26 protein-coding genes are annotated in these 24,289 nt (G+C 39.6%); 15 read left to right on the forward strand and 11 right to left on the reverse strand.

Features of this window, described 5'->3' with window-relative positions; translation table 11 throughout:
• The 5 genes from FVQ77_13645 to FVQ77_13665 form a co-directional block, all read left to right on the forward strand.
• The coding region (locus tag FVQ77_13645) for a YcxB family protein (protein MBW8051354.1) at positions 1 to 272 on the forward strand (272 nt) is incomplete at its 5' end.
• 129 nt (positions 273 to 401) lie between these two features.
• Positions 402 to 812 carry a hypothetical protein gene (locus FVQ77_13650; protein ID MBW8051355.1) on the forward strand — a complete coding sequence of 137 codons (411 nt, stop codon included), beginning with the start codon at positions 402 to 404 and terminating at the stop codon, positions 810 to 812.
• Positions 813 to 844: 32 nt separating this feature from the next.
• A complete protein-coding gene (locus FVQ77_13655; GenBank protein ID MBW8051356.1) occupies positions 845 to 2,191 on the forward strand; it encodes a PKD domain-containing protein in 1,347 nt (448 codons plus the stop codon).
• Positions 1,990 to 2,976, forward strand: coding sequence for a PKD domain-containing protein (locus FVQ77_13660; protein ID MBW8051357.1), 987 nt, complete (start codon positions 1,990 to 1,992; stop codon positions 2,974 to 2,976). Before FVQ77_13655 ends, FVQ77_13660 begins: the two co-directional genes overlap by 202 nt.
• The gene (locus FVQ77_13665) at positions 2,973 to 3,947 is read left to right on the forward strand and encodes a T9SS type A sorting domain-containing protein (GenBank protein MBW8051358.1); all 975 of its coding nucleotides are present in this window, start codon (positions 2,973 to 2,975) and stop codon (positions 3,945 to 3,947) included. The genes FVQ77_13660 and FVQ77_13665 overlap by 4 nt, the downstream gene beginning before the upstream one ends.
• A 59-nt stretch (positions 3,948 to 4,006) precedes the next feature.
• Here FVQ77_13665 and FVQ77_13670 read toward each other — a convergent pair whose 3' ends face one another.
• Both FVQ77_13670 and FVQ77_13675 read right to left on the reverse strand, forming a co-directional pair.
• Positions 4,007 to 4,339, reverse strand: a complete 333-nt coding sequence (locus FVQ77_13670) for a hypothetical protein (GenBank protein ID MBW8051359.1) — start codon at positions 4,337 to 4,339, stop codon at positions 4,007 to 4,009.
• Entirely contained in the window at positions 4,329 to 4,547 is a 219-nt protein-coding gene (locus FVQ77_13675) for a hypothetical protein (protein ID MBW8051360.1), read from the reverse strand. The genes FVQ77_13670 and FVQ77_13675 overlap by 11 nt, the downstream gene beginning before the upstream one ends.
• 108 nt (positions 4,548 to 4,655) lie before the next feature.
• Here FVQ77_13675 and FVQ77_13680 point away from each other — a divergent pair, with 108 nt between their 5' ends.
• From FVQ77_13680 to FVQ77_13690, 3 genes are read left to right on the forward strand one after another with little or no spacing between them, the layout of a single operon-like run.
• Complete coding sequence (locus tag FVQ77_13680) at positions 4,656 to 7,505, forward strand: T9SS type A sorting domain-containing protein (protein MBW8051361.1); 2,850 nt, start codon at positions 4,656 to 4,658, stop codon at positions 7,503 to 7,505.
• A 28-nt stretch (positions 7,506 to 7,533) separates the two neighbouring features.
• The gene (rfbC, locus tag FVQ77_13685; protein ID MBW8051362.1) at positions 7,534 to 8,100 is read left to right on the forward strand and encodes a dTDP-4-dehydrorhamnose 3,5-epimerase; all 567 of its coding nucleotides are present in this window, start codon (positions 7,534 to 7,536) and stop codon (positions 8,098 to 8,100) included.
• Positions 8,101 to 8,139: 39 nt separating this feature from the next.
• Positions 8,140 to 9,099 (forward strand): SDR family oxidoreductase, encoded by a 960-nt coding sequence (locus FVQ77_13690; protein ID MBW8051363.1) that lies wholly within the window; start codon positions 8,140 to 8,142, stop codon positions 9,097 to 9,099.
• 97 nt (positions 9,100 to 9,196) lie between these two features.
• On the opposite strand, the gene FVQ77_13695 is transcribed toward FVQ77_13690, so the two are convergent.
• A complete protein-coding gene (locus FVQ77_13695; GenBank protein MBW8051364.1) occupies positions 9,197 to 10,432 on the reverse strand; it encodes an aminomethyl transferase family protein in 1,236 nt (411 codons plus the stop codon).
• Positions 10,433 to 10,921: 489 nt separating this feature from the next.
• Here FVQ77_13695 and FVQ77_13700 point away from each other — a divergent pair, with 489 nt between their 5' ends.
• Positions 10,922 to 11,722: an aquaporin family protein gene (locus FVQ77_13700; protein ID MBW8051365.1), complete on the forward strand. Its 801-nt coding sequence runs from the start codon at positions 10,922 to 10,924 to the stop codon at positions 11,720 to 11,722.
• 228 nt (positions 11,723 to 11,950) lie between these two features.
• Here the strand turns inward: FVQ77_13700 and FVQ77_13705 are convergent, their stop codons facing one another.
• From FVQ77_13705 to FVQ77_13720, 4 genes are read right to left on the reverse strand one after another with little or no spacing between them, the layout of a single operon-like run.
• On the reverse strand, positions 11,951 to 12,169 hold the full coding sequence (locus tag FVQ77_13705; GenBank protein ID MBW8051366.1) for a hypothetical protein: 219 nt from the start codon (positions 12,167 to 12,169) through the stop codon (positions 11,951 to 11,953).
• A complete protein-coding gene (locus FVQ77_13710) occupies positions 12,151 to 12,357 on the reverse strand; it encodes a hypothetical protein (GenBank protein MBW8051367.1) in 207 nt (68 codons plus the stop codon). Before FVQ77_13710 ends, FVQ77_13705 begins: the two co-directional genes overlap by 19 nt.
• Positions 12,320 to 12,967, reverse strand: coding sequence for a DUF374 domain-containing protein (locus FVQ77_13715; protein MBW8051368.1), 648 nt, complete (start codon positions 12,965 to 12,967; stop codon positions 12,320 to 12,322). Before FVQ77_13715 ends, FVQ77_13710 begins: the two co-directional genes overlap by 38 nt.
• 15 nt (positions 12,968 to 12,982) lie before the next feature.
• Positions 12,983 to 13,864 (reverse strand): glycerophosphodiester phosphodiesterase, encoded by an 882-nt coding sequence (locus FVQ77_13720; protein MBW8051369.1) that lies wholly within the window; start codon positions 13,862 to 13,864, stop codon positions 12,983 to 12,985.
• A gap of 179 nt (positions 13,865 to 14,043) precedes the next feature.
• Here FVQ77_13720 and FVQ77_13725 point away from each other — a divergent pair, with 179 nt between their 5' ends.
• Both FVQ77_13725 and serS read left to right on the forward strand, forming a co-directional pair.
• A complete protein-coding gene (locus FVQ77_13725; protein MBW8051370.1) occupies positions 14,044 to 14,565 on the forward strand; it encodes a hypothetical protein in 522 nt (173 codons plus the stop codon).
• 12 nt (positions 14,566 to 14,577) lie between these two features.
• Positions 14,578 to 15,846, forward strand: coding sequence for a serine--tRNA ligase (gene serS / locus FVQ77_13730; protein MBW8051371.1), 1,269 nt, complete (start codon positions 14,578 to 14,580; stop codon positions 15,844 to 15,846).
• Positions 15,847 to 15,898: 52 nt separating this feature from the next.
• On the opposite strand, the gene rnc is transcribed toward serS, so the two are convergent.
• The 3 genes from rnc to FVQ77_13745 all read right to left on the reverse strand — a co-directional run bounded on the left by rnc (position 15,899) and on the right by FVQ77_13745 (position 18,547).
• Positions 15,899 to 16,642, reverse strand: a complete 744-nt coding sequence (gene rnc, locus FVQ77_13735) for a ribonuclease III (protein MBW8051372.1) — start codon at positions 16,640 to 16,642, stop codon at positions 15,899 to 15,901.
• A 40-nt stretch (positions 16,643 to 16,682) separates the two neighbouring features.
• Positions 16,683 to 17,930 carry a beta-ketoacyl-ACP synthase II gene (gene fabF / locus FVQ77_13740; protein MBW8051373.1) on the reverse strand — a complete coding sequence of 416 codons (1,248 nt, stop codon included), beginning with the start codon at positions 17,928 to 17,930 and terminating at the stop codon, positions 16,683 to 16,685.
• A gap of 374 nt (positions 17,931 to 18,304) precedes the next feature.
• Entirely contained in the window at positions 18,305 to 18,547 is a 243-nt protein-coding gene (locus tag FVQ77_13745) for an acyl carrier protein (GenBank protein MBW8051374.1), read from the reverse strand.
• Between the two features lie 51 nt (positions 18,548 to 18,598).
• Between FVQ77_13745 and FVQ77_13750 the strand changes: the two genes are divergently transcribed.
• The 3 genes from FVQ77_13750 to FVQ77_13760 all read left to right on the forward strand — a co-directional run bounded on the left by FVQ77_13750 (position 18,599) and on the right by FVQ77_13760 (position 23,293).
• Positions 18,599 to 19,120, forward strand: coding sequence for an IPExxxVDY family protein (locus FVQ77_13750; protein MBW8051375.1), 522 nt, complete (start codon positions 18,599 to 18,601; stop codon positions 19,118 to 19,120).
• 134 nt (positions 19,121 to 19,254) lie between these two features.
• A complete protein-coding gene (pyk, locus tag FVQ77_13755) occupies positions 19,255 to 20,685 on the forward strand; it encodes a pyruvate kinase (protein MBW8051376.1) in 1,431 nt (476 codons plus the stop codon).
• Between the two features lie 28 nt (positions 20,686 to 20,713).
• Positions 20,714 to 23,293: a penicillin acylase family protein gene (locus tag FVQ77_13760; GenBank protein MBW8051377.1), complete on the forward strand. Its 2,580-nt coding sequence runs from the start codon at positions 20,714 to 20,716 to the stop codon at positions 23,291 to 23,293.
• A 189-nt stretch (positions 23,294 to 23,482) separates the two neighbouring features.
• Here FVQ77_13760 and FVQ77_13765 read toward each other — a convergent pair whose 3' ends face one another.
• The gene (locus FVQ77_13765; protein ID MBW8051378.1) at positions 23,483 to 23,878 is read right to left on the reverse strand and encodes a hypothetical protein; all 396 of its coding nucleotides are present in this window, start codon (positions 23,876 to 23,878) and stop codon (positions 23,483 to 23,485) included.
• Between the two features lie 209 nt (positions 23,879 to 24,087).
• Between FVQ77_13765 and FVQ77_13770 the strand changes: the two genes are divergently transcribed.
• A partial coding sequence (locus FVQ77_13770; GenBank protein ID MBW8051379.1) for a hypothetical protein occupies positions 24,088 to 24,289 on the forward strand: 202 nt, incomplete at its 3' end.

Raw genomic sequence — 24,289 nt, forward strand, 5'->3', positions numbered from 1 at the left:
TTTTCGGAGTTACGCAGGTAGAACAAAATAAAATATTGTTTGAAAGGATCGGTTATGAAATTGACCCCAGGTATGTGCTGATGAAATTCAGCTCTAAGCAGGGAATGCCTTTAAAATGGGATCAATTTAAAAGAGCATATAAAAACAAAAAAAGTTTTGTACTGGTAGTTTCAAAAGCCCAAATAGTGCATTTACCTTTTAAGATATTTAATAACCCAAATGATGTCAAGCTCGTGGAAACGATATTGAAAAGGAAGAATCTTTTGAAATAAAAGGAAATCTGATCGTGTAAAAAAATAGGCCAGTTATTTTTTAAAAACCAAAAAATCCTTGATTTTATATCTTTTATACTTATATTTGTAAAAAATATATGAATGATTTTTTTAAAAAAACATTATGTGATGAAAAAAATAATTTTAGTAACCGCCATGAGCGGCTTTTTGATGGCTACCTTATTTTATACAGGATGCAAAAAATACGATGAAGGCCCTGCATTGAGCTTAAGATCCAAAAAAGGACGTGTGGCAAATGTGTGGAAAATTCAATGGGCATACGATTTTAACAACGGTGTTGAAACTACTGCAGACTTTGCAGGGGAAACATGGGAATTTACCAGAAAAGGTGAATTCACCGAAAGAGATCAAGGTATTGTTGATAAAATAGGCACCTGGGAATTAGTGAGTGATAAAAAGGTTTTATTCATTGATATGTTAAGTGGAGGCGGTGACGATACCTACGACATTCTAAAATTAAAAGAGAAAGAAATGTGGCTTAAAGATCAAAATGAAGAACTTCATTTAATCCCAAATTAACGTTTATCTGATTTTAAAAAACACCAAATATTATGAAAAAACTTCTACTCGTGACAGCAATTCTTGGAATTGGGTTCACAAATGGTATAACACAAACCTGGACAACACAAATTTCAAACACAGCCGAAGATCTCAACAGCATTGTTTTCATAGATAGTTGTACCGGCTGGGCATTTGGTACAGGAGGCGCCATATTAAAAACTACCAGCGGAGGAGGGAGTTGGGACCCGTTAAACACTTTACCGGTTCTGGATATTTTTTCCGGACATTTTTTTAATGCTGCCAATGGCATCGGTGTCGGAGTGCATGCTATTACCGGTGTAGGAGCTAAAATCACTACGGCTAACGGGGGATTAACGTGGAATATTGATACCGTTACATTTCCCGGAGATCTGTTTGATATTTCCTTTGCAAACAACACCACAGGCTGGGTTGCAGGCATTGACGGCTATGTTGCAAAAACCATCAATGGCGGTACTGCCTTCACACCTCAAAACAGCGGATTAGGTGCGGGAGACGACCTAACTTCTGTTTTTTTTGCTGATGCAAGCAATGGCTGGGCCGTAGGTGTTGGAGGAATTATCATCAATACAAATGATGGAGGTACAACTCCCTGGACGCCTCAAACAAGTAATACTATTGAAGATTTAAATTCTGTTTTTTTCCTTAACCCTTTAAAAGGATGGGCAGTAGGTTTTGGTGGTGTGATAGCTAGCACAACAGATGGGGGAACTATCTGGGCAGACACAATAATTAATCCCGGTATAGATTTTTTTGATGTTGTATTTTTAGATGACAGTACAGGATGGGTAGTTGGTACTGCAGGTAATATTTTTATGACCACAGATGGCGGTTTTACATGGAACCTGCAAGCAAGCGGTACGGGGCAAGATATTTTCTCAATTGCCATGCTATCTTCTGCTTTGGGATGGTACAGCGGCACTGTCGGAGCTATTGGTCATTATGGATCTGTTCCTCCTGCTTCTGCCGATTTTGCATTTTTTCTCGCTTGTGGAATCGATACTAATTCTTTCATTGATCTGTCATTAAACACACCAACAAGCTGGCTATGGGATTTTGGGGATTTTACCGCTAATTCTACATTACAAAATCCCACACATGTTTATAGCGCTCCCGGAACTTATACCGTAACCTTAACAGTCAGCAATGCAAGTGGGTGTTCAGATACTGCTGTTGCGGTAGTGACTATACACAATCAGGACTCCCAACAGCAAATTTTTCAGCAACTCCACTTACAGTTTGTGCCGGTTCTCCTGTTACTTTCACAGATTCATCTACAGGCAGCCCTACCACATGGTTGTGGAATTTTGGTGATGGTGGCGGGGATAACGTCCAAAATCCTGCTTACACTTATCTAATCCCCGGTACATATGATATAACCTTAACGGTTACAAATGGCTGTGGTACAGATATTATACTTATGAATGCTTTGATCAACGTTACTGCCAACACGCTGAATGTAAACTTTGCATTTGATACAGCATGTTTCGGATATCCTACAACATTCACTGATCTATCTACAGGAACACCTGCTACCTGGGTATGGGATTTTAACGATGGGGGATTTCCCGTTGATTCCAGTCAGAACGCGTCACATACCTTTTCAGGTCCCGGAACTTATAGTGTGGATTTAACAATTTCCGGTGGTGCATGTTTGAGCTTTATTAGCCAGCTTGTATTGGTTAATCCTTCGCCTAATGCAGGTTTTACAAATACAACAGCCTGCGCAAATGATAATACATTTTTTACAGATGCATCAGGCGGTGGACCTGTAAGCTGGCTATGGGATTTTGGGGATGTTAGTCCGTTAGATAGCAATCAAAATCCTGCACATGCTTATGCAGCAGGAGGAAATTATAATGCCACTTTAGTAGTAACCAATATAGAAGGTTGTAATGATACCATTGTCAATGTGGTAACTGTTGATAGCTTACCAATTGTTTTGGTGACGCCCCCAGCGCCAGCTACATGTGCCGCTGGAGATCCTGTAACTTTAGCTGCAAGCGGTGCAGCTACCTATAGCTGGACTCCAGCTACAGGGCTTAGCGCTACCGTAGGAGATACTGTAATAGCTTCACCTATTGTGCAACCACTACCTATACAGTATTCGGTACGGATATTAATGGCTGTGCAGATTCTATGAATGTTACAGTAACCATTGATTCAACATCCGTTGCCATAGCTAATTTTACAGCCAATATTACAACTGTATGTGCAGGTAATAGCGTCACATTTAATAATACTTCTACCGGTGCAGTGGGTTATGGCTGGTCTTTGCCAGGTACCATACCTGATACTTCAAATATGCCAATGCCTACAGTGATCTACGATTCAGCAGGCACTTTTGACGTTACCTTAACAGCATTTGGCTGTGCGGCAGATTCTACTGTTACCCTGGTGGGTTATATCACTGTAACCACAGCTCCGATCGCCAATATTACAGCGCTTGATTCAACATCTTTCTGTGAAGGAGATAGTGTAACATTGGTTTCTGACTTTGCAAATACTTATAACTGGTTTTTAAATGGTGTACCTACAGGAGTAACTTCCATAAATTATATAGCCACTGTTGGAGGTGATTACCAGGTAGTAGTATCAAATGCGGGCGGATGTTCAGATACTTCGGTAATAGTTACCGTGGTTGTATCCCCTGTCGTTACCGGAATACTGTTTGCCAATGATACCGGGGCTATAGTAGTAGCAGGTGGGGGTACCGGGGGTTTTACTTATTTATGGACCCCGGGTAGCTTTACAACTGATATAATTACAGGAGTAGCGCCCGGCACTTATACGGTCACGGTTACCGATGCAATCGGCTGTACGTGGACAGGCAGCATTTATATTGGCCCGACCGGTTTGAATGAATTTACAAATAAAACCAGCAATATCACCCTTTATCCAAACCCGGCAAATGATGTCCTCAATATTAAAACAAAAGGTACTAACATGTTAAGCATCACAATGATCAATGCTTTGGGGCAGGTAGTTGCATACATTACGCCTCATGATAACAGCGTTCAGATATCTACAACGAACTATGTGGATGGATTTTATTTCATCCTGATAGAAACTAAAGATGGGTTGATCAGGAGAAAGATTAGTGTTAATAAATAATGGCTTTGCTCATTTTTTGGGCTCGTGCAACTAAAGTATCAAACAACAGGTAGTAGTTTTTATTTTTCTTTTATATCATCAATAAGTCGTTTCAGTATCTTATTGTCAATATTTTCAATTTCTGATTTGTTATAAACTGTTAAAAGATATATTTCAAGTTCTTCAGTCACAATATAGGTTATAATTCTTGCACCTCCGCTTTTACCTTTCCCTTTACTTTTAATTGCAAGTCGTATTTTATATGTATTGTGTCCCAAACTTTCTCCTTGGCGGGGGTTTTCTGCAAGATCTTCTTTAAAATCCTGAAGTTCGGAATTGAGAGAAGGGTATTTTCTAATTAATCTTTTTACTTCTCTTTTAAATTTCGGAGTAGGGAAGACACTATATTTCATTCAAAAAGTCAGATAGGGTCTGTTTTTTGATTTTTCCTTCTCTCATTTTTTTTACCTGTTCAAAAGCTTCAGTCAAGTCGGATTTAACTTTGAGAGTTTGTTCATATTTTTTAAATTTATTCATAAGACTTTTCCATTCAGTCAGAGGAATCCGGACTGCATTAATGTTGCCATTAGTGTCATTTAGATATTGGATTGATAATTTCATAATTCAAAATTAGTAATTTTTTTTGTTTAAGTCAATATTTGATTGCAAAATAATAAAAAAAAATTTAAAAAAGACTATTTTAGATTTAGTTTATCTACATTTGAGATTATGACCAAATTTCAAAATTATATCGCAGCGATCATTATATTTTCCATTTTATTACTGCTGCAAGCTGATGATCCAACATATCTTGGGCATTCCCCTTTGGGTTACCTGGGGGGACAGGCGAAACAAGAGAAAGGTTACCCTAATAATCCCGGATGGTTTAAGCAAAACCTGTTGATGAAAAAAGATTCAACAGGCAAAATACCCAGGTGGATGCTGCAAGTTATATGGCAGCAACAAAAACAAAGGTTGCAGATGCAACCGGTTGGAAAAAATATCGGCAATTTGTTAAATACCCAGGAATTAGGCCCGCAAAATATAGGCGGTAGAACCAGGGCGCTGCTGATTGACGTGACTGATCACAGCCATTTTATCGCAGGTGGCGTATCGGGTGGTTTGTGGGAATCGTATGATAAAGGGATCACCTGGCAGCCGGTTAATGATCTTGCACCCACGCTTTCAGTAACCTATATCACACAAGACCCTTTTAATCCTGCCAATATATATTACAGCACCGGAGAACCAAGAGGCAACAGCGCTGGCATCCCCGGTGACGGTGTATTTAAATCCATTGATACAGGGAAAACATTCATTCAATTACCTGCAACCAATAGTTCCGCTTTTAACTATATCTGGAGCGTTAAAGTTTCCCCCACAGACAGTAATACATTATATGTTGGCACTGCCAATAACGGTTTGTACAAATCTGCTGACGGTGGAAATACATTTATAAATGTATTTTCTATCTCCGGGGCAGATGTATCTGATATTGAGACGCTCCCTAACGGGTTTGTTATCATTGGCGTGAAAGAGTTAGGTATCTACAGATCATCAACAGGGAATAGCGGAACTTTTATCAAAGTCACCAGCGGACTCCCGGCTAATGGCTTTCGGAGGATTGAACTGGCTTACTGCCAGGGTTTTCCCAACGTACTCTACGCACAATTTGAAGACAGCACTGAAAGTTCTTACTGGACTGCCCTGAAAGGTATCTGGAAATCTACTGACACCGGCAGCACCTGGACACAAATCACCAATCCTGAAACGGCCCTTGGGGCTTCTTATGCGTTTCCGTGGTATTGCTTTACCTTAGGAGTAAAACCTGATGATCCCGATGCGGTTATTTCCGGAAGCGTAGCTTTAGTCTATTCTCTTAATGGCGGAATCTCATGGAATTATACACAAAGTTCGCACGTTGATAATCATATTGTGGTATTTGACAGGGATAATCCCAATATGCTGTATATAGGCAACGATGGCGGAATATATTCTTATGATATTTCTACAATCAATCTTTCTGTTATAGACCTGAATAATGGATATGATGTCACACAGTATTATGCAGGCGCTCATTTTCCAACGGGAACCGATTGTTTCGGAGGCACACAAGACAACGGTACACACGCCAGCCGCAGCGGCAACAGCCTCTTTGACATCATTTACTGGGGTGATGGCGCCTTTACTCAGATCAATCAGCAAAATCCCAATATATCTTTTGTTTCCTGGCAATATGGACATATCTCAAGAGCAGACAATTCCTTAAATACCTACCCCTCATTTAATGATGTATTAAACGACCTGGATGCTAATTTTGACGGAGACGTTGATGATGGCGCCTGGTTCATAAACCCATTCGAAATAAACCGCAATGATGGCGATCAATTGTATTTTGTTACCAAAAAGAGAATATGGAGAACGACTAACGGTGCTTTGACCTGGATGCCCCTTACAAATATTATTGCTGATACTATTACCGGCACCAAACCTTATGCCATTGGTATTTCAAATGACCTGGATCCAACTGTCTATATTGGAGGGCAAAATATGTTATTTTACAGGGTGAATAATGCGCTTACGGCTTTCCCCGGAGATGAAGTTGATCTAAGCAGCAGCATTCCACCTAATTTATCCGGGAGCTTTATTTCTAATATTACGGTTCACCCCGGCAACGACTCTGTTATTTATGCGGCTTTAAGTAATTATTCTACAGAGCCCCGTATCTACAGGGTTATTAACGCTAATTCAGGCAGCCCTGCCTGGATTGATATTAGTGGCGACCTACCTGCTTATTTACCTGTTAACTGGATAGAAGCACATCCGCAAAGCCCGGATTCATTTCTGATTGCAGCTACTGACTTTGGATTATATACTACTGTCAATGCCGGTACTAACTGGAACCATGAAACTTCTTTACCTAACGCAGCTATCCATCAAATACGATTAAGATACACAGACCGCAAATTATTTATTTTTACCCACGGAAGAGGCGTTTGGCTGGCTGATCTGCCTGATCTTTCTTCCCCACCATGTACTCCGCCTGTGGCTGATTTCTTTTATACTGATTCGCTTTTAACTGTTAGTTTCTATGATTCTTCTTCTAATACTGCCAACTGGCTCTGGGATTTTGATGATGGCTTTAGCAGTATCCTGCAAAATCCAACTCATATATTTAATGATGGAACCTACAATGTTTGTTTAACCGCTGAAAATCCCTGCAGCGCTGATACTTTTTGTATGCCAATTACTGTAACTACTACCGGTATCAATGAAAATCCGGGTTATTACCGGAATTTAAAGGTATATCCAATTCCTGCAAAAGATGTTCTTAATATTGAGATCAACCCTGACCGCCACCTGCAAAGCTTTAACATAGCAGGCGGGGATATTAAATCCGATAGCTATCAGATTGAAAGCATTAAAATCGTCAACGTCTTCGGCCAGGTGGTTTATCAGGCAGATAATAATAAACACTTGCAAATTGATATTTCTGAATTTGAAGAAGGGCTATATTTTATACTTATTGAAATAAAAGATGGCACGATATTGAGGAAAATCATTATTTCTCAATACTAAATATTATATTTGGAAAAATTTAATACCTATGCAATTTAAAATAGAAAGTAAGCGCCTAAACGGGGTGGAGGTTATCGTCCCCGAAGTTTTTGAGGACGAACGGGGTTTCTTTATGGAAACATACAGGATTGACCAGTTTGAAAAGCTAGGGCTTCCAACAAACTTTGCCCAGGACAATCATTCCCGATCAATGAAGAATGTGTTGAGAGGCCTGCATTTTCAGTGGCAACCTCCTATGGGGAAGCTCATGAGGGTAACTTATGGCAGCGCTTTCCTCGTGGCAGTGGATGTCAGAAAAGGTTCACCCACACTGAGGAAGTGGTTTGGCCTGGAGATTTCAGCAAAAAATAAAAAGCAGGTGTGGGCGCCTGCAGGCTTTGCAAGAGGTTTTTGCGTTCTTTCAGATTTTGCTGAAATTCAATATAAATGTACAGGACATTATAACAACAAGGGAGAAGGTGGGATCTTATGGAATGATCCTGCCATTGGCATCGAATGGCCTGTAACCGATCCGGTTCTTTCAGAAAAGGACAAAATTGCACAAACGCTTGAGCAGTGGCTCAAAACAGCGGAAGCGGATAATTTTGTGTATTAATTAGTAATAAATTTTTGTTAGTTACGTTTTTTATAAAAAATGAAAATACTTGTTGCTGGCGGTGCCGGCTATATCGGTTCTGTGCTGGTACCAAAACTTATTAGCAGGGGATATCATGTGGAAGTAGTAGACCTGTTATGGTTTGGAAATGCTTTGCCTAAAGAGGTTAAGGTCAGCAAAAAAAATATTTTTGATATTAAACAGGAAGAATTGAATGATTTTGACCAGGTGATCTTTTTGGGAGGCTTATCAAACGACCCCATGGCAGAATATTCCCCAAAAGACAATTTTATCTATAACGCTGCTGCACCTGCCTATTTAGGATATATAGCCAAAAATGCAAAAGTAAAAAGATTCATCTACGCTGACTCGTGTTCAGTATATGGCTATACGGTGAATGAACTTTACGATGAAAATTCTCCTGCCGTCTGTAATTATCCCTATGGCATATCAAAGCTGCAGGGAGAATATTCTGTTCTGCAAATGGTTGATGATAATTTTTCTGCGATATGCCTCAGGCAAGGCACGGTTAGCGGCTATAGTCCCAGAATGAGATTTGACCTGGTGGTAAATACTATGTTTAAAAGCGCCATAGTTAATAGTGAGATAACGGTGAATAATCCTACAATATGGAGGCCTGTTCTCGGAATTCACGATGCTGTAAGTGCATACATCAGGGCGGTTGAAGCAAGCCAGGATCTATCAGGGATTTTTAATGTTGCTTCCGGAAATTATACTGTAGGTGAAATTGCTGATCTTGTGAAAGATAAAGCTGAAAAAATGCTCAATAAAAAAATTAAGCTCAATATTAAAAATATCCAGGATTTTAGAAATTATAAAGTTAGTATTAAAAAAGCAAAAAAGATACTAAGCTTTAAGCCGCAAAATGATGTGGCTTCCATTATTGATGATCTGTTTGAAAACCTGCCCAAGTTTAAAGATTTTACAAATCCCAATTTTTATAATATTGAAGTGTTTAAAAAGCTTAATCCTGGTTAGAAAAAATTCAATAATTCAACAATTTAGCAATTTTTCTGCAATTTGAAGATTGCCAAACAATCAAACCTGCCCCGACAAAGTCGGGGTCACCGAATCATCAAATTATTTCCCGTTTCCTCTCCGGATTAAAAAACTGGGGTTTATTTACAATAGCTGAAACTGTGTGCCTTGTATGCTCTACAATTATTTCAAACTGAACTTTCGTACCCGGCTTATCATATTTTTTATCTATGGTAGCAATTGCTATATTTTTCTTAAGCGTTGGCGACCAGGTACCGCTGGTTGCATAGCCTACCTGCTTGCCCGCCAGTTGGGAGGAACGGCCGTATCGGGACTTGATTTTATTATTGCCGTAAACCGGGATTGACATCCTCCATGCAGCATTCGGTACTTCAGGAGGCAGCCCATATTTTGCATAAATAGCTTCCAGTTCGGTCCAGCTAATGTCAAGGCCTACGGTTGCCCATCGGGAACCATGCTTTTTTTCAGCTTTCAAAGCGGCTTGTCCGTTAAAAGGCTCCCTGTCTAAATTTACAGTCCAGCCAAGTCCAAGCTCATAAGGAGAAGTCATCCTGTTTTCAATAAGGGCATGCATCGAATTATAGTAATCCACTCCTTTCAGTATTAAGCCTGCTTCTATCCTTGTCATATCAAGGGCGTCCAGACCTGCAGGCAGGATATCATAATCCTTGCCGGTAGCCATCAGTGTATCCCAGAGTTTTATCGCATTTTCATTCTTAGTCCATATTTCATATCCCAGGTCACCGGTATAGCCTGTGCGTGATATATTAACATCAAACCCGTCAATCTTTGCCTTTGTAACTCCAAAGAATTTTAAGGCATCCATATTTGCATCTGTACATTGTTTCAGAATATCACGTGAAGTAGGCCCTTGCAGAGCAAGTGCACACACTTTTTTTGTTACATCCTCAATGGCAACATCATAGCCTCTTGTAAAACGGCTTAACCACAAATAACAGGGGTCTGCAGAGGTAACAAAAAAGTCGTCCTGCGCAAGATGCATTACCGTACCGTCATCCACTACTTTTCCATGATCATCGCACCAGCACAGGTAGGCAACCCGCCCCACTTTTTGTTTGTTGATATTCTTTACCATTACACGGGCAAGAAATGCAGCCGCATCTTTCCCCTCTACCTTATATTTGAAAAGGGGTGTAACATCTAACAGCCCGGCTGCATGCCGGATTGCAAAATATTCCGGCTCGTGTAAAGTATCATAAGAACGAACGGCATAATAGCCTGCCCATTCTTTCCACTTCAGGCTTGTACATAGCTCAGAAGTGCGCGGGAAAAAAGGTGATTTGATTGGCATGGTTAGAGCGTATAACGCATGGCCCTAGTACTCGGGGTTCTTTGCTACACGTATTATAATTAAAATTTTTTATCTTCGATTTATTTTGTAATTTTACGACTTAAATTTAGATTAATTTTTGGAAAAATAGAAAATTAAAAAACAAATTATTTATAATATAATACATGGTAAAAGAGATCCTAAATATTTTTCTGCTTAATTCACTTTTTTTATTTGCTCTTAATGTGACTCTAATTAGAGTCTGTCCATAAACTAAAATTATAAGAATAGCACCACGATTTATCGTGGTGATAATAATCAAAAAAATAAACTCTAAGTCCGTTTTAACGGACTTCAATAATTGGATATTCAAAGTGATTAAAGTCCGTTAAAACGGACTGAAAAATGGTGATGTCGTTTTTTCACCCTGATAAATCAGGGTGCTATTCCTATGAAAAAGTGACTTTAGAGACAGACACTAATTAGTACAACTAAATTCAAATCCAGGCAATGTCAACATTCATGGGCGAAGTCATCGGCACAATGATCCTGATCATCTTAGGGGATGGGGTAGTTGGAGGCGTGATTTTAAGCAAAAGCAAAGCACAAAACTCCGGCTGGATCGTCATCACATTTGGGTGGGGTTTGGCTGTTGCCATGGCTATTTATGCTGTTGGTAAGATCAGCGGGGCTCATATCAACCCGGCTGTGACTCTTGGCCTGGCTTCTGTTGGAGCATTTCCATGGAAAGATGTACCAATGTATATACTCGCTCAGATGATAGGGGCATTCATAGGCGCTGTGGTTATTTATTTACATTACCTACCGCATTGGAGGGCAACTGACGACCCGGAGCTCAAACTTGCAGTATTTTCAACGGCTCCTGCAATTCCACGCACCTGGGCTAACCTTGTAAGTGAAATTATCGGGACATTCGTTTTGGTGCTGGGAATTTTAATGATTGGCGCCAACGAATTTACCCAAGGATTAAACCCGCTTATCATAGGTTTCCTGATCATGAGCATCGGTTTATCCCTTGGTGGTACCACCGGCTATGCGATCAACCCTGCCCGTGACCTGGGCCCCCGTATTGCACACTGGCTATTGCCGGTCAATGGAAAGGGCGGTTCAAACTGGGGTTATTCATGGATCCCGGTTTTAGGCCCGGTTGTGGGAGGTATTTATGGCGCTTTGTTCTATCAAGCCATTTTTAAAGAGGAATTTACTGTGGCTTTCTGGGCGCTAAGCTTGCTGATTGTTGTTATTCTCTGTATTGCTTATTTGAAGGATAAGAAAGAGGGGAACAGGTAATAGTATATTAATATACTTATATATTTTTTAAATTTTTTTTCAAAGGGTTTATCCCATACTAATTCAATCATTAAACAAAACATTTTTCTTCCGATAAATTCGGAGAGTGATTCTTCGCTGAATAAAAGTCGGATTTTTCCCTGTTGTATGGGTCTGTCAATTCTGGAGAGGGTCTTGGTAATCAAAAAGCTGATCCAAAGATTGGTGTCGAGAATAACCTTCAGTTTTCTACTTGGCATACCTTTTCTGTCGAACGGTTTCTACCTCTTTGGTTATTTCTCTTAATGAGGGGGCTTTGTCCGATTTGCTTCTCAGTCTCTGAAGAAGTTTAGTAAAGTCATTTTTAGAGGTCTTGGTTGTCCTGATACTGATTAGTCTAAGGTCAGCCAGGTCTTTCAGTAGATTTTTGGCTTTAGGGTCAAGTATGTCTATCTGTAGAGTTTCCATTCTTTAAATTTTTCCAAAGATACGTATTTTTCAGTAATTCCAATACCTGCATTTTTTGCCGCTCTTTTTACTATCTCTACAACGCTTCTTCCTGAATATTTGCCTCCCCGTTGCCCTTCAAATAAATACGAAATATAATTTATAAAGTTACTACATCTGCTCAACAATCTCCCTTTTTGCAATTTCACAATTTTCCTCATTCACAATAACCGGCTTACCAAATTCAACAGTGATGGCAGAAAACGGCAGGGGGATGCGTTTCTTATCCCAGGTAGCTTTGAGTATAAATCTTTTAGGCGTTTGAATCTTTAACGGGACTACCGGGATACCGCTGGCCAAACTCATATCCAACACACCACTTTTCAGCTCTTTAACGGGCCCGGAAGGGCCATCAGGTGTAATAACCGTATTGTACCCCCGCTTTAAATAATCGATGACTTCCCCTAACCCTTCTTTTCCTGAATGCCCCGAAGAACCCAGTGCAATTTCTTGCGTACCAATAAGCTTTAGCAGGATATGAATAGGCTTCATAAACCAGGCGGGATGATTCAGCCAAACGTAAGGAGCTTTATATTTTGTATAAACCATAAAATAAGGAAGCAGGTTGTGGTGCCACATGCAGTATATATAATTTTGGGATGGAATAAGATGCTCTTTGCCTTTATATTTTATGCGGCAAAGCAAATGAAACAACACGAAAAAAGAATAAACCAACAGCCCCAGCAACCACGACAGGAAAAGATAAACCGGACGATACAATAAAGGGATACTGTTGACGGTGTAGAATTTTTTACCCATATTTGGTTTATATTACTATTCAATTGCCCGATCAGGATAATCCGTAATAATTCCATCAACCCCCATGTCTATTAATTTCCTGATACTTTCTTTGTCATTAACCGTCCAGGGAATGACTTTCATTTTATTTTTTTGTGCATATTTCATAAGTTCATCATTCACAAGCAAATAGTACGGGCTATAGACATCAGGAATAAACCCCAGCTTTTTAATGTTCTCTGCCGGGCTTTGAATATTCTCAACGAGCAAAGCTAATTTCATTTTTGGAGATTTTATTTTAATTACTTTCAAAGTCCTTACATCAAAAGATTGGATGATCGTTCTATCCAAAATGTTTTTGCCCTTTAAGACATCAAGCAGGAGCGCTATGAATTCTTTGGGTTCAGGATGAAAAACCCCATCACCATCAGGGGAACATTTTGTTTCTATATTGTACCAGACCGCTGGCAGGGAATGAACCTGTAGATATTGCTCAACAGTATCAATAACTTTAGCAAGTAAAGGTTTAAGTGCAGCTAATTTCTTCTGATCAGGAAAGCGGGGATGGATTTTTGTACCACAGTCACATAACTTAATTTCTTCATAGTTCATCTGGTATAAGTTGTACGATCTTTCATCTTTTTCAAGTATTTCCTGCCCGTCAGGGGTTAAACAGATCTCGTGAGAAAGGAAGGGTTCATGCGATAGCAATACCATTTTGTCGTTAGAAATAACCACATCCATTTCCAGGGTATTCACGCCAATTTCAACTGCTTTGATCATTGCAGTGATCGTGTTTTCAGGCATCAGTCCCCGACATCCTCTGTGTCCCTGGATATCTACCTTTTTTGTACTCAATGAAGAACATCCGATTATGGTGCTAAAAATGATCAAAAATGGAATGAAGTTTAATGTCATTTGATATTTGTATAACTCTTTTGAAAAGTTGTTACATGCAAGTTTAAGAAAAAATTTTAAACTACTACAGAATAAAGCCCGAATATTTTTATATTTGCATAAGAGATAAAGACATTGAAAAATTATCATAGAAAAAAAAACTCATATCCCCGAACTTCAGAAACATTCCCCTGAACAAAGTGAAGGAACTTGTTGATGACACCACAACATCCGACAGCATCAAATACCTGAAAGCAATCCAACAACATAACAATTTAACAATGCAACAATCTTCCGAAATAATCAGAATTGAAAACAAATTCTACCTGCCCCAAACCATCAACTATACCAATGTAATCACATCACTACACCAAACAGGCAAAGAAGGCGAAGCAAAAGACGGAATGGACATCGCCCTATGTGTATTTGATATTGAAGAAGGAAATAGAGGAAATAAGGGAATAGGGGAAGTCGGCAGTCTTCAGTCGGCAGTCAGCAAAATGACCAATGAACCAATGACCAATGACGCGGGAGGGAGTCCCCCCTTTAGGGGGTTAGGGGGTGCGCGCTGGCAATTAACCAACGTCCATTTTTCCGGAGCAAACAACCCCCTTTATCTCATAAGAAAAAACGAACACACAGAATACAAATATATGCTAAAATATTTTCACTTACAAGTAAATAAGGTTTATTTTACAAAAAAAATAATGACTACGTATTAATTTTTTTTTGTAATGCTACAAATCTCCTTCATCCGTGAAAATAACAAAAAGGTTATTGAGGGCCTCAAAAAAAAGAATTTTGAAGCTGCAGAACAGCAAGTCAATGAGCTGTTAAAAATTGACAAAAGCAGGAGAGATACCCAAAATAACCTGGATGACGTGCTGGCAAGATCAAATGCACTAACTAAAGAAATAGGGGCTTTAATAAAGAATGGCCGGAAAGAAGAAGCGGAAGCTGTTAAAGCAGAAACTATACAATTAAAAGCCCGGGCAAAAAGGCTGGGTGAGAGCCTGAATAATTATGAAACGCAATTGGATGAGCTTCTGGTAAAATTCCCAAATCTGCCACATAAGAGTGTTCCTGCAGGGTTGCTCCCGGAAGATAATGAAATTATTTATCAGCACGGTAAAATTCCTGAATTGAAGGATGCCCTGCCGCATTGGGAGCTGATAAAAAAATACGATATCATTGATTTTGAAACGGGGAATAAAATTGCCGGTGCGGGTTTTCCCGTATATAAAGGTAAGGGTGCACGATTACAAAGGGCGCTGATCAACTTCTTTCTGGAAGAAGCCATAAAAACCGGCTATACTGAAGTTCAGCCCCCGATATTTGTAAACCAGGCTTCTGCCTATGCAACCGGTCAATTACCCGATAAGGAAGGGCAAATGTATCACATAGGTGAAGATGACCTTTACCCCATCCCTACCGCTGAAGTTCCTATCACCAACATTTACAGAAATGTGATCCTAAAGGAAGAAGAGCTACCTGTTAAAATAGTTGGCTATACACCGTGCTTCAGAAGAGAAGCTGGTTCATGGGGAGCTGATGTAAGGGGTTTAAACAGGCTCCACCAGTTTGATAAAGTTGAAATAGTTCAAATACAGCGCCCTGATAGTTCCTATCATGCCTTGGAGGAAATGTGCAACCATGTTCAGGGATTGCTCAAAAAATTACAACTGCCATACCGGGTTATAAAGCTTTGCGGAGGAGAAATAAGCTTCACCGCTGCGCTCACATACGATATGGAAGTATATTCAGCAGCCCAGCAAAAATGGCTGGAGGTGAGCTCTGTAAGTAATTTTGAATCATTCCAGGCAAACCGTTTAAAGCTTCGCTGTAAGGGGAAAGATAACAAAAATTTCCTCCTTCATACCCTAAACGGAAGTGCATTGGCTCTGCCGAGATTGGTGGCTGCGATGTTGGAAAATAACCAGGGGAAGGAGGGGATCAGGATGCCGGATGTTTTGCATGAATATTGTGGGTTTGAGATGATTTAAAAATTGTGTTCATGTGTTCACGTGAGCACATGAACACATGAACACTTTTCTTTCAAATATCCAATTCTTTACAATATTCCTGTGCCGCAACTTGTTCAGCTTTTTTCTTGGTAAAACCCCTCCCGGTACCAACAGCTTTATTGTCAATTAAAACCTGGGCGGTAAATTCTTTCCGGTGGTCGTGTCCTGCTTCGTTGACGATCTCAAATCTTACCTCCCTGTTTACTTTTTGAGCCCACTCAATAAGCTTACTTTTAAAGTTCGTATCTGTTTCTATGATTTCATCAAGGTTAAAGTAAGGATTAAGCAGCCTTTCAAGTACAAACCTTCTACATAAGTGAAAACCCTTATCCAGATAAACTGCACCTACCAGGGCCTCCAATGCATTTCCATAAATAGATTTATGCGTTAAAATGCTTTTTCTTCTTAAATCGAACTGAACAAGTTTGTCTAAACCTATTTTTTTTGCAAGGCCGTTTAATGCATCCCTGTTTACCAATCGTGATCTGATCTCGGTTAAAAATCCTTCTTCTTTATAGGGAAATTTTTTAAAAAGATATTCTGCTATGACGGCTCCTAAAATGGCATCTCCCAGGTATTCCAGGCGCTCATTGCTATCAATAGCGCCCTGTTGGTTTTTTTGTAATACAGAAGAATGTTTCAGCGCTAATTTGTAAAGTTCCAGATTACCCGGTTTTTTCCCTGTAATACGATATAATGCTATGAATAGATTTTTCTCATCGGCAGTGGGTTTTTTAAGAAGAAGGGATAAAGGTCTCATGTTAGCTAATCGCATAGCACATGGCGCATAGCGAAAAACGCCATGCGCTATGCGCTTATATTTTTCTAAAAATAATGGAACAATTATGTCCTCCAAAGCCAAATGTATTACTTAGTACAACTTTGATACTTCTTTTTTGTGCTTTGTTAAAGGTAAAATTTAGTTTTGGATCAAACTGTTCATCATCGGTAAAATGATTTATTGTAGGAGGAACTTCCTGGTGCTGAATTGACAGAATGGAGGCGATCGCTTCAATTGCACCTGCTGCTCCAAGAAGGTGCCCGGTCATTGATTTTGTACTGCTAATATTCAGATCGTATGCATACTCGCCAAAAACCTCCTGAATAGCCATTGCTTCACTCAGATCACCGAGGGGTGTAGAAGTTCCGTGAACATTAATATAGTCTATAACTGACGGCTTAATTTGAGCATCTTCCAATGCGTTTTTCATAACATTGACCGCTCCTTTTCCTTCAGGATGAGGTGCCGTGATATGATAAGCATCGGCAGACATACCACCGCCTATCAATTCTGCATAAATATTGGCTCCCCTTGCTTTTGCGTGTTCGTATTCTTCCAATATCAGCGCGCCACCCCCTTCACCTAATACAAAACCATTCCTGTCTTTGTCAAAAGGTCTCGAAGCAGTTTCCGGGGAGTCGTTGCTTTCTGATAAGGCTTTCATTGCATTAAAACCACCTATACCTGCTTCTACAACAGCAGCTTCGGAACCACCTGTAATAAAAATATCTGCTTTGCCTAATCTTATGTAGTTAAAGGCATCAATGATTGCGTTGGTAGATGAAGCACAAGCAGAGACAGTAACAAAATTAGGGCCTCTGAAACCATATTTTATAGAAATTTGTCCTGCACCTATGTCAGCTATCATTTTTGGTATAAAGAAAGGATTATACCGGGGCGTCCCGTCACCGGAAGAAAAATTTTTGACTTCTTCCTGAAAAGTACTTAGACCACCTATTCCTGAAGCAAAGATAACTCCTGCCCTATCTAAATTAATTGAGCCAGGATCAATATTGGAATCCTTTATTGCTTCATCGGCAACAACAACAGCATACTGCGTAAACGGATCCATCTTACGGGCTTCTTTACGCTCCATAAAATCGGTCGGATCAAAGCCTTTCAATTCACAAGCAAACCTGGTTTTGAACTTACTTGCATCAAACCTTGTAATAAACGCAGCGCCACTCACACCTTTTAATAATTCGTTCCAATAATCTGAAACATTATTACCTATAGGTGTAAGCGCACCTAAGCCTGTAACGACAACTCGTTTTAAATCCATAATAGGCTATATAAAAAGAAGTTGGTCCATCTGAGTATCTGGCGGAACCAATTGGGCTCTACATAGGTATCACCCTTATCAAGATTCACTCACTTCTGCTATTACTGTCACTAAGTGAAAGGTGGATGATATCTTATGCGACTTGTTCGTATCTCAATAGCGTCCTTTTTGAGAGATTCTACGGAAATGAAAAATTTCTAATTGACCTTGTAGAAGTTGACCTGATCCGTAATCTGACTCCTCCCGATAATCCACCCTGAGTACCTGTGGGACTAGCGCGATTGAGGTCAGATAGCTATTCGTCCTACAAAAGGGCAACAGGCAAGTTAGATTAATAAGAAATCCCTTTCCTCTATGTAGACCACATAGTTACGCTACTTCTTACCTACGTTAGCCTCTAAGTAATCAACAGCCTCGCCAACAGTAGCAATTTTCTCTGCCTGTTCGTCAGGGATAGCAATGTTGAATTCTTTTTCGAATTCCATGATCAACTCTACAGTATCTAATGAATCTGCCCCCAGATCATTTGTAAAGCTTGCATCAGGAGTAACTTCAGACTCTTCGACACCTAACTTGTCGATGATGATGCTTTTAACTTTTTGTTCGATTTCTGACATTTTCTTTTCATTTAGTTTAAATCGGTGCAAAGAAATACATTTAATTTTATAATGCAAAACAAAATAATTATTTTTGAATGTTTTTTTACAAATTATTTACAGATGAAAACTAAAAGACTAATAGTAGAACACGTCTATGATTTTGAAGTTTTAGGGCTGATCTCATCGGCTAAAGAATATAAACTTGTATGGTCTGTTAATAAAATATTAAATATTAATATGATCAAGCAAAAAGATATTAGTTTTGACTTTTTAACAAGAGGTCAAATTAAATTTTCTAATTACTTATTTGAAACCGTACATAGCAGTTTTATGTTATTAAAAAACAAGTCTTGTTCAAATTTACCGGTTCTCCCCCATTTAGGAGGAGATAGGGAAATTGAGGTGAAAAATCCCTGGTTGCTGCCTGAAGTAAAGCAGTATGACTACATTATACGGCTAAAAGGGATATTCCAGGAATATCTTGGATCAGGTGATAGAATTATAAGTGCGATAAGAACTCTGCCAATTGTTCATTATATTAGCAAATTAAACGTTGAGTCACTAAGATCAAAAGAGAATTTGATATTTTGAAACGATACTAATAAAAAAATGCTAATATACGAATGAATACTAATGATACTAATAATGAAATCTATATTAAGAAGCAGAGTAAAAATATTCGTATAATTAGTATAAATTAGTATATTAGCATTATACATTCGTATATGACCATAAGAGTTAATAAGAAGACCAAAATAGTGGCAACAGTCGGGCCTGCCAGCAATTCTTTTGAAATACTGCTGGAACTTGCAAAAGCAGGTGTGGATGTTTTCCGGCTTAATTTTTCTCACGGTAGCTATAAAGAACACCTCCAGGTACTCAGGCGGGTACGTAAAATAAATAAAAAATACGGTACCCATTTGTGCATTATCCAGGATTTGCAGGGGCCAAAGATAAGGGTGGGTGAAGTCAGGAATAATGAGGTTGAACTAATTGCAGGTGAAAAAATAATTATTACAACCAATGATCTTATTGGGGATAATAAGCGTATCAGCACTACCTACAAATATTTTGCAAAAGATGTAAAAAAAGATGAAAAGATCTTTATTGATGATGGTAAGATACAGTTAAAAGCCATCAAGACAGATGGAAACAGTAACGTAACGGCTGAAATCGTCAATGGTGGGATTTTAAAGTCACGAAAGGGTATCAACCTGCCTTATTCAAAAATAACAGCGCCATTACTGACCGAAAAAGACAAAAAAGATATAAAATTTGGGATAAAGCACGAGGTAGAATGGGTCGCTTTATCATTTGTAAGGTCTGCAAGCGATATATTGGAATTGAAAAAAATAATTAAAAAAAGCAGGAAAAATATTAAGGTAATTGCTAAGATTGAAAAACCCGAGGCGATTAAAAATATTGATAAGATCATTGAAGCGGCTGATGCTATCATGGTAGCAAGAGGAGATCTGGGAGTGGAAATGCTGCTCGAAGAAGTTCCAATGCTTCAAAAAATGGTCGTAAAAAAATGTATTAAGCAAGCAAAGCCCGTTATTATTGCTACCCAAATGATGGAGAGTATGATCACCAATCCCCGGCCTACCAGGGCAGAGACCAATGATATAGCCAATGCAATTATGGACAAAGCTGATGCTTTGATGCTAAGTGCAGAAACCGCTTCAGGCAAATACCCTGTCAAAACGGTATTAAGCATGGTCAAAACGATCCATTCTGTTGAATCACAGGCGAATATATATAACAAATTTGAAGATTTAGATCACGATTCAGAAACATTTTACAATGATAGTGTTGTCTGGAGTGCCTGCAGGCTGGCTATGAATACCAATGCAAATGCAATCATAGGGATGACCATATCTGGCTATACCGGCTTTTTGATCGCAAGCCACAGGCCCCGGGCTTCCATATTTATTTTCTCAAAAAATAAACCGCTATTAAGCACGCTCAGCCTGGTCTGGGGAGTACGGGGTTTTTATTATAATAAATATACTTCTACGGATGTTACCTTCCACGACATAATACAAATCTTAGTTAAGAAAAAATGTATTAAAAAGGGTGATGTGATCATCAATACAGCAAGTATGCCAATCAAGGAACGGGGAAGGACGAATGTGATTAAATTGAGTGTGGTTTAGGATGTTGCATGGTTAAAAACAATATATTATGAAACTCATTCGAAAGATCATTTTATCCCTGCTGATTATCATTGTATTATCAGGAGCAGGAATATACATTTACCTCCTAACGCTCAAACCACAGTATTCGGGTGAGTTGACCCTGAAGGGGCTCAAACAAGAAGTTGAGGTGCTTTTTGATGATTATGGTATTCCGCACATTTATGCTCAAAATCAGGAAGATGCGTATTTTGCTTTGGGCTATGTACATGCACAGGAGCGGCTTTTTCAAATGGAAATATTGAGGAGGGTAAGCGCAGGGCGTTTGGCTGAGATACTGGGGGAAGAACTGGTAGAAACCGACCGCTTTTTCCGTACCCTTGGAATAAAGGAAATTGCCGGAATATCTGCCGCTAAATACCTTAATGATACGACAGAACCTTATCAAAAGTGCTCCTTTGCATACCTTGCTGGCCTGAATCAATTCATCGAAAAAGGTAAAACACCTATTGAGTTTCATTTAATTGGTATTCCAAAAGAAAAATTTATGCCCGAAGACTTATACCTGATCACAGGCTATATGTCATTTACATTTGCAATGGGATTACGTATAGACCCGATCGTTTCCAGGATGATGGAAAAATATGGCCCGGAATACCTGAAAGATTGGGCGGTTAATTACATACCAGGAACCGAAAAAATACCTGTTTACTCCTCATCAAAAAGCCAACACCTGCCCGCCAAAGGCCTATGGCAGGCGGGGCCAGTATCCAGCATCCAGTCGGAGCGAAGCGGAGATCCCCCCGAGTACTCGGGGGGGCATCCAGCAAGAAGTCTTTTATCTAATGCTATAAACAAAATTCTCAATAACCTGCCCGTACCTCTATTCCTTGGAAGCAACGGATGGGTAGTTTCCGGGCAAAAAACAAAATCAGGAAAAGTTATTTTTGCATTTGACGCCCACATCGCATATTCGCAGCCTTCAGTTTGGTATGAGGCACATTTGGAATGTCCTGGTTTCAGCATTTATGGTAACCACCTTGCAGGTATCCCTCTTGCAATTATCGGACATAATCGCTTTGCTGCGTGGGGATTTCCAATGTTTGAGAATGACGATATGGATTTCTATCGCGAAAAAAGCAATCCTGAAAATGCTGACCAGGTTTGGGCAAACGACCATTGGGAAGATCTGCAGATCAGGGAAGAGGTCATTAAGGTCAAAAATGGTGAAGAGGTTACATTTAAAGTCCGGACGTCACGGCACGGACCAATTATGAGTGATGCCATCAAGAATTTGAATTCCCGGTCGTCAGAAAAAGGAAGTAGTGGAAATGAAGGGGAGTTGGCTGACTCTGTTGAGGTTGGACAGGGGCCTGTTTCGTTATGGTGGACCTTTTTAAAGTTTCCCAATCAGTTTTTACAAGCTGCCTGGTTGTTTTCTAACGCAGAGCATATTGACGATGTACGAAACGCTGCTTCCATAATACATGCACCTGGCCTAAGCGTCTTATACGGTGACAAAAAGGGCAATATTGCATGGTGGGCTGCCGGTAAATTGATCGAGCGGCCACCCCATGTTAATCCAAAATTAATTTTAGACGGAGCAAGTGGAAATGATGAGCCTCTCGGTTATTACGATTTTGAACAAAATCCCCAATCAGAAAACCCACCTTCCGGTTTTGTGTATGCTGCAAATAACCAGCCTGATACAATTGCCGGCATATTATACCCTGGTTACTACGTGCCTGAAGACCGGGCAAAACGTATTACCGGTTACCTGAAATCTGACAAAAAGTGGACGGTTGAGGAAATGAAAAAGATGAATACAGACGTGATCTCAGATGCTTATCCCATTATTGCCAGGGAAATTATTAATTTATTAAACGATACTATCCCGGGTACCCGGGATGGCAACGTTAACGCCAGACTAAAGAAAAAAGTCGCACAAATTCTCATAGAATGGAATGGTGATCATCAATTGAATGATGTCGCTCCGGTAATTTATTATAAGCTGATCTATCATATATTGCAGAAAACGGTTGCGGATGAATTGGGAGATGAAGATTTTCAGACCTTTTTGACTACCCATCTTATGAAACGAACCATACCTGTTTTGTTAAGAAATGACAGTTCTGCGTGGTGGGATAACGTCAATACACCAGACATCCGGGAAACACGAAAAATGATCTTCAGTGAGGCTTTTGAGCAGACAGTACGTGAGCTGGAAGATCAGCTTGGCAGCAATATCCTGGAATGGACCTGGGATAAAGTTCATACAGTTGAACATGTACACCTGGTTGGCAGGAAAAAATTCTTTGATAAGATATTCAATGCAGGCCCTTTCCCGGTACCGGGTGGTAACGAAGTGATCAATAATTATGGATTTACGATGAACGGGGAGGGACATTACAAAGTAAAATTTGGCCCTTCAATGCGGATATTGATAGACTTTGCCGACATTGAAAATTCCCTCAGCATCAATCCTACCGGACAATCGGGCTATTTTATGAGTGAACATTATGACGACCAGGCAGAAATGTACAACAAAGGCATTTTCCGAAAGCAAATGATGAACCGGGAAGAGATTGAAAGCACTCAGACAGGGAGGCTGGTGCTGAAACCGGAATAGTAATTGTTAAGATGGTTATATGGTTATATGGTTATATGGCTTTATGGTTATATGGCTATATGGCTATATGGCAACTAAATTGCCAGCAATTAAGCAGCGAGTTTAAACCTATGAGATTAGTAGAGACGTCCAAATTGGGCATCTCTACTAATCACAAACCATATAACCATATAACCATTTGTTGATTAATTACGCAGTTAAGTTCTTAAAAATTTCTTTTAACTTCTCCTTTTTCAGCACTTTCTGCCCTGTTTTGCCCTCTGCTACAACCCGCGTGCCCACCTTGGCAATGATGTCACAGATCAATTCATTGCCTTGAATTAACTTAACAGTCGCAGTTATTTCCACCTTTTCACCTACCAATGCCGGGCTTTTATGAATGATCTTCAGCGCTGTTCCGATCCCCTCTTCATCTTCTTCTTTCATATCCAGTACAAACAACCTTGATGACCATTCCATATCTCTTGCCAAAGCAAACGTGGCATATACATTATGCACTGTACCACTTTCAAAAGTAACCACATCTTTTTCGCTTACTATCTTGTGATAAACTTTTGTATCACCTGGCTTGAAGATATTTTTCATTTCAAAGCACTAATTTCAGACAAAAATAGTAAAATTTATTAAATAGAACGTTGATGACGCTGATAAAACAGATAATCACACCTGATGTGTCCCGACAAGTCGGGATGCGCAGGCACAGATAAAAAATCAGCGAAAATCAGCTAAATCAGTGTCATCCGCGTTCTATTTGTCTTTTTTCGGTAACTTTGCGGATAGTCATACTAAATAAATTGAAAACCATAATAAAAATAACCGCTTACCTGACCGTGGGACTGCTCTTTACGATACTAACCGGTTCGGACAAAATTGACAGCCTCAAAACCGTTATCCAAACAACATACCACGACACGACAAGAATAAAAGCCCTAAACGAGCTCGGTTGGTCATTGATGTATTCCAACCCTGACACGGCAATAATTCTCGGCAAGCAAG

This window comes from Cytophagales bacterium, assembly GCA_019456305.1.
GTDB lineage: Bacteria > Bacteroidota > Bacteroidia > Cytophagales > VRUD01 > VRUD01.

Excerpts from the sequence above, each read along its gene's own strand:
- FVQ77_13650 (MBW8051355.1), top strand. The coding sequence starts at position 402 with ATGAAAAAAATAATTTTAGTAACCGCCATGAGCGGCTTTTTGATGGCT.
- FVQ77_13655 (MBW8051356.1), top strand. The coding sequence starts at position 845 with ATGAAAAAACTTCTACTCGTGACAGCAATTCTTGGAATTGGGTTCACA.
- FVQ77_13665 (MBW8051358.1), top strand. The coding sequence starts at position 2,973 with ATGAATGTTACAGTAACCATTGATTCAACATCCGTTGCCATAGCTAAT.
- FVQ77_13670 (MBW8051359.1), bottom strand. The coding sequence starts at position 4,339 with ATGAAATATAGTGTCTTCCCTACTCCGAAATTTAAAAGAGAAGTAAAA.
- FVQ77_13675 (MBW8051360.1), bottom strand. The coding sequence starts at position 4,547 with ATGAAATTATCAATCCAATATCTAAATGACACTAATGGCAACATTAAT.
- FVQ77_13680 (MBW8051361.1), top strand. The coding sequence starts at position 4,656 with ATGACCAAATTTCAAAATTATATCGCAGCGATCATTATATTTTCCATT.
- rfbC (MBW8051362.1), top strand. The coding sequence starts at position 7,534 with ATGCAATTTAAAATAGAAAGTAAGCGCCTAAACGGGGTGGAGGTTATC.
- FVQ77_13690 (MBW8051363.1), top strand. The coding sequence starts at position 8,140 with ATGAAAATACTTGTTGCTGGCGGTGCCGGCTATATCGGTTCTGTGCTG.
- FVQ77_13695 (MBW8051364.1), bottom strand. The coding sequence starts at position 10,432 with ATGCCAATCAAATCACCTTTTTTCCCGCGCACTTCTGAGCTATGTACA.
- FVQ77_13700 (MBW8051365.1), top strand. The coding sequence starts at position 10,922 with ATGTCAACATTCATGGGCGAAGTCATCGGCACAATGATCCTGATCATC.
- FVQ77_13705 (MBW8051366.1), bottom strand. The coding sequence starts at position 12,169 with ATGGAAACTCTACAGATAGACATACTTGACCCTAAAGCCAAAAATCTA.
- FVQ77_13715 (MBW8051368.1), bottom strand. The coding sequence starts at position 12,967 with ATGGGTAAAAAATTCTACACCGTCAACAGTATCCCTTTATTGTATCGT.
- FVQ77_13720 (MBW8051369.1), bottom strand. The coding sequence starts at position 13,864 with ATGACATTAAACTTCATTCCATTTTTGATCATTTTTAGCACCATAATC.
- serS (MBW8051371.1), top strand. The coding sequence starts at position 14,578 with ATGCTACAAATCTCCTTCATCCGTGAAAATAACAAAAAGGTTATTGAG.
- rnc (MBW8051372.1), bottom strand. The coding sequence starts at position 16,642 with ATGCGATTAGCTAACATGAGACCTTTATCCCTTCTTCTTAAAAAACCC.
- fabF (MBW8051373.1), bottom strand. The coding sequence starts at position 17,930 with ATGGATTTAAAACGAGTTGTCGTTACAGGCTTAGGTGCGCTTACACCT.
- FVQ77_13745 (MBW8051374.1), bottom strand. The coding sequence starts at position 18,547 with ATGTCAGAAATCGAACAAAAAGTTAAAAGCATCATCATCGACAAGTTA.
- FVQ77_13750 (MBW8051375.1), top strand. The coding sequence starts at position 18,599 with ATGCAAAACAAAATAATTATTTTTGAATGTTTTTTTACAAATTATTTA.
- pyk (MBW8051376.1), top strand. The coding sequence starts at position 19,255 with ATGACCATAAGAGTTAATAAGAAGACCAAAATAGTGGCAACAGTCGGG.
- FVQ77_13760 (MBW8051377.1), top strand. The coding sequence starts at position 20,714 with ATGAAACTCATTCGAAAGATCATTTTATCCCTGCTGATTATCATTGTA.
- FVQ77_13765 (MBW8051378.1), bottom strand. The coding sequence starts at position 23,878 with ATGAAAAATATCTTCAAGCCAGGTGATACAAAAGTTTATCACAAGATA.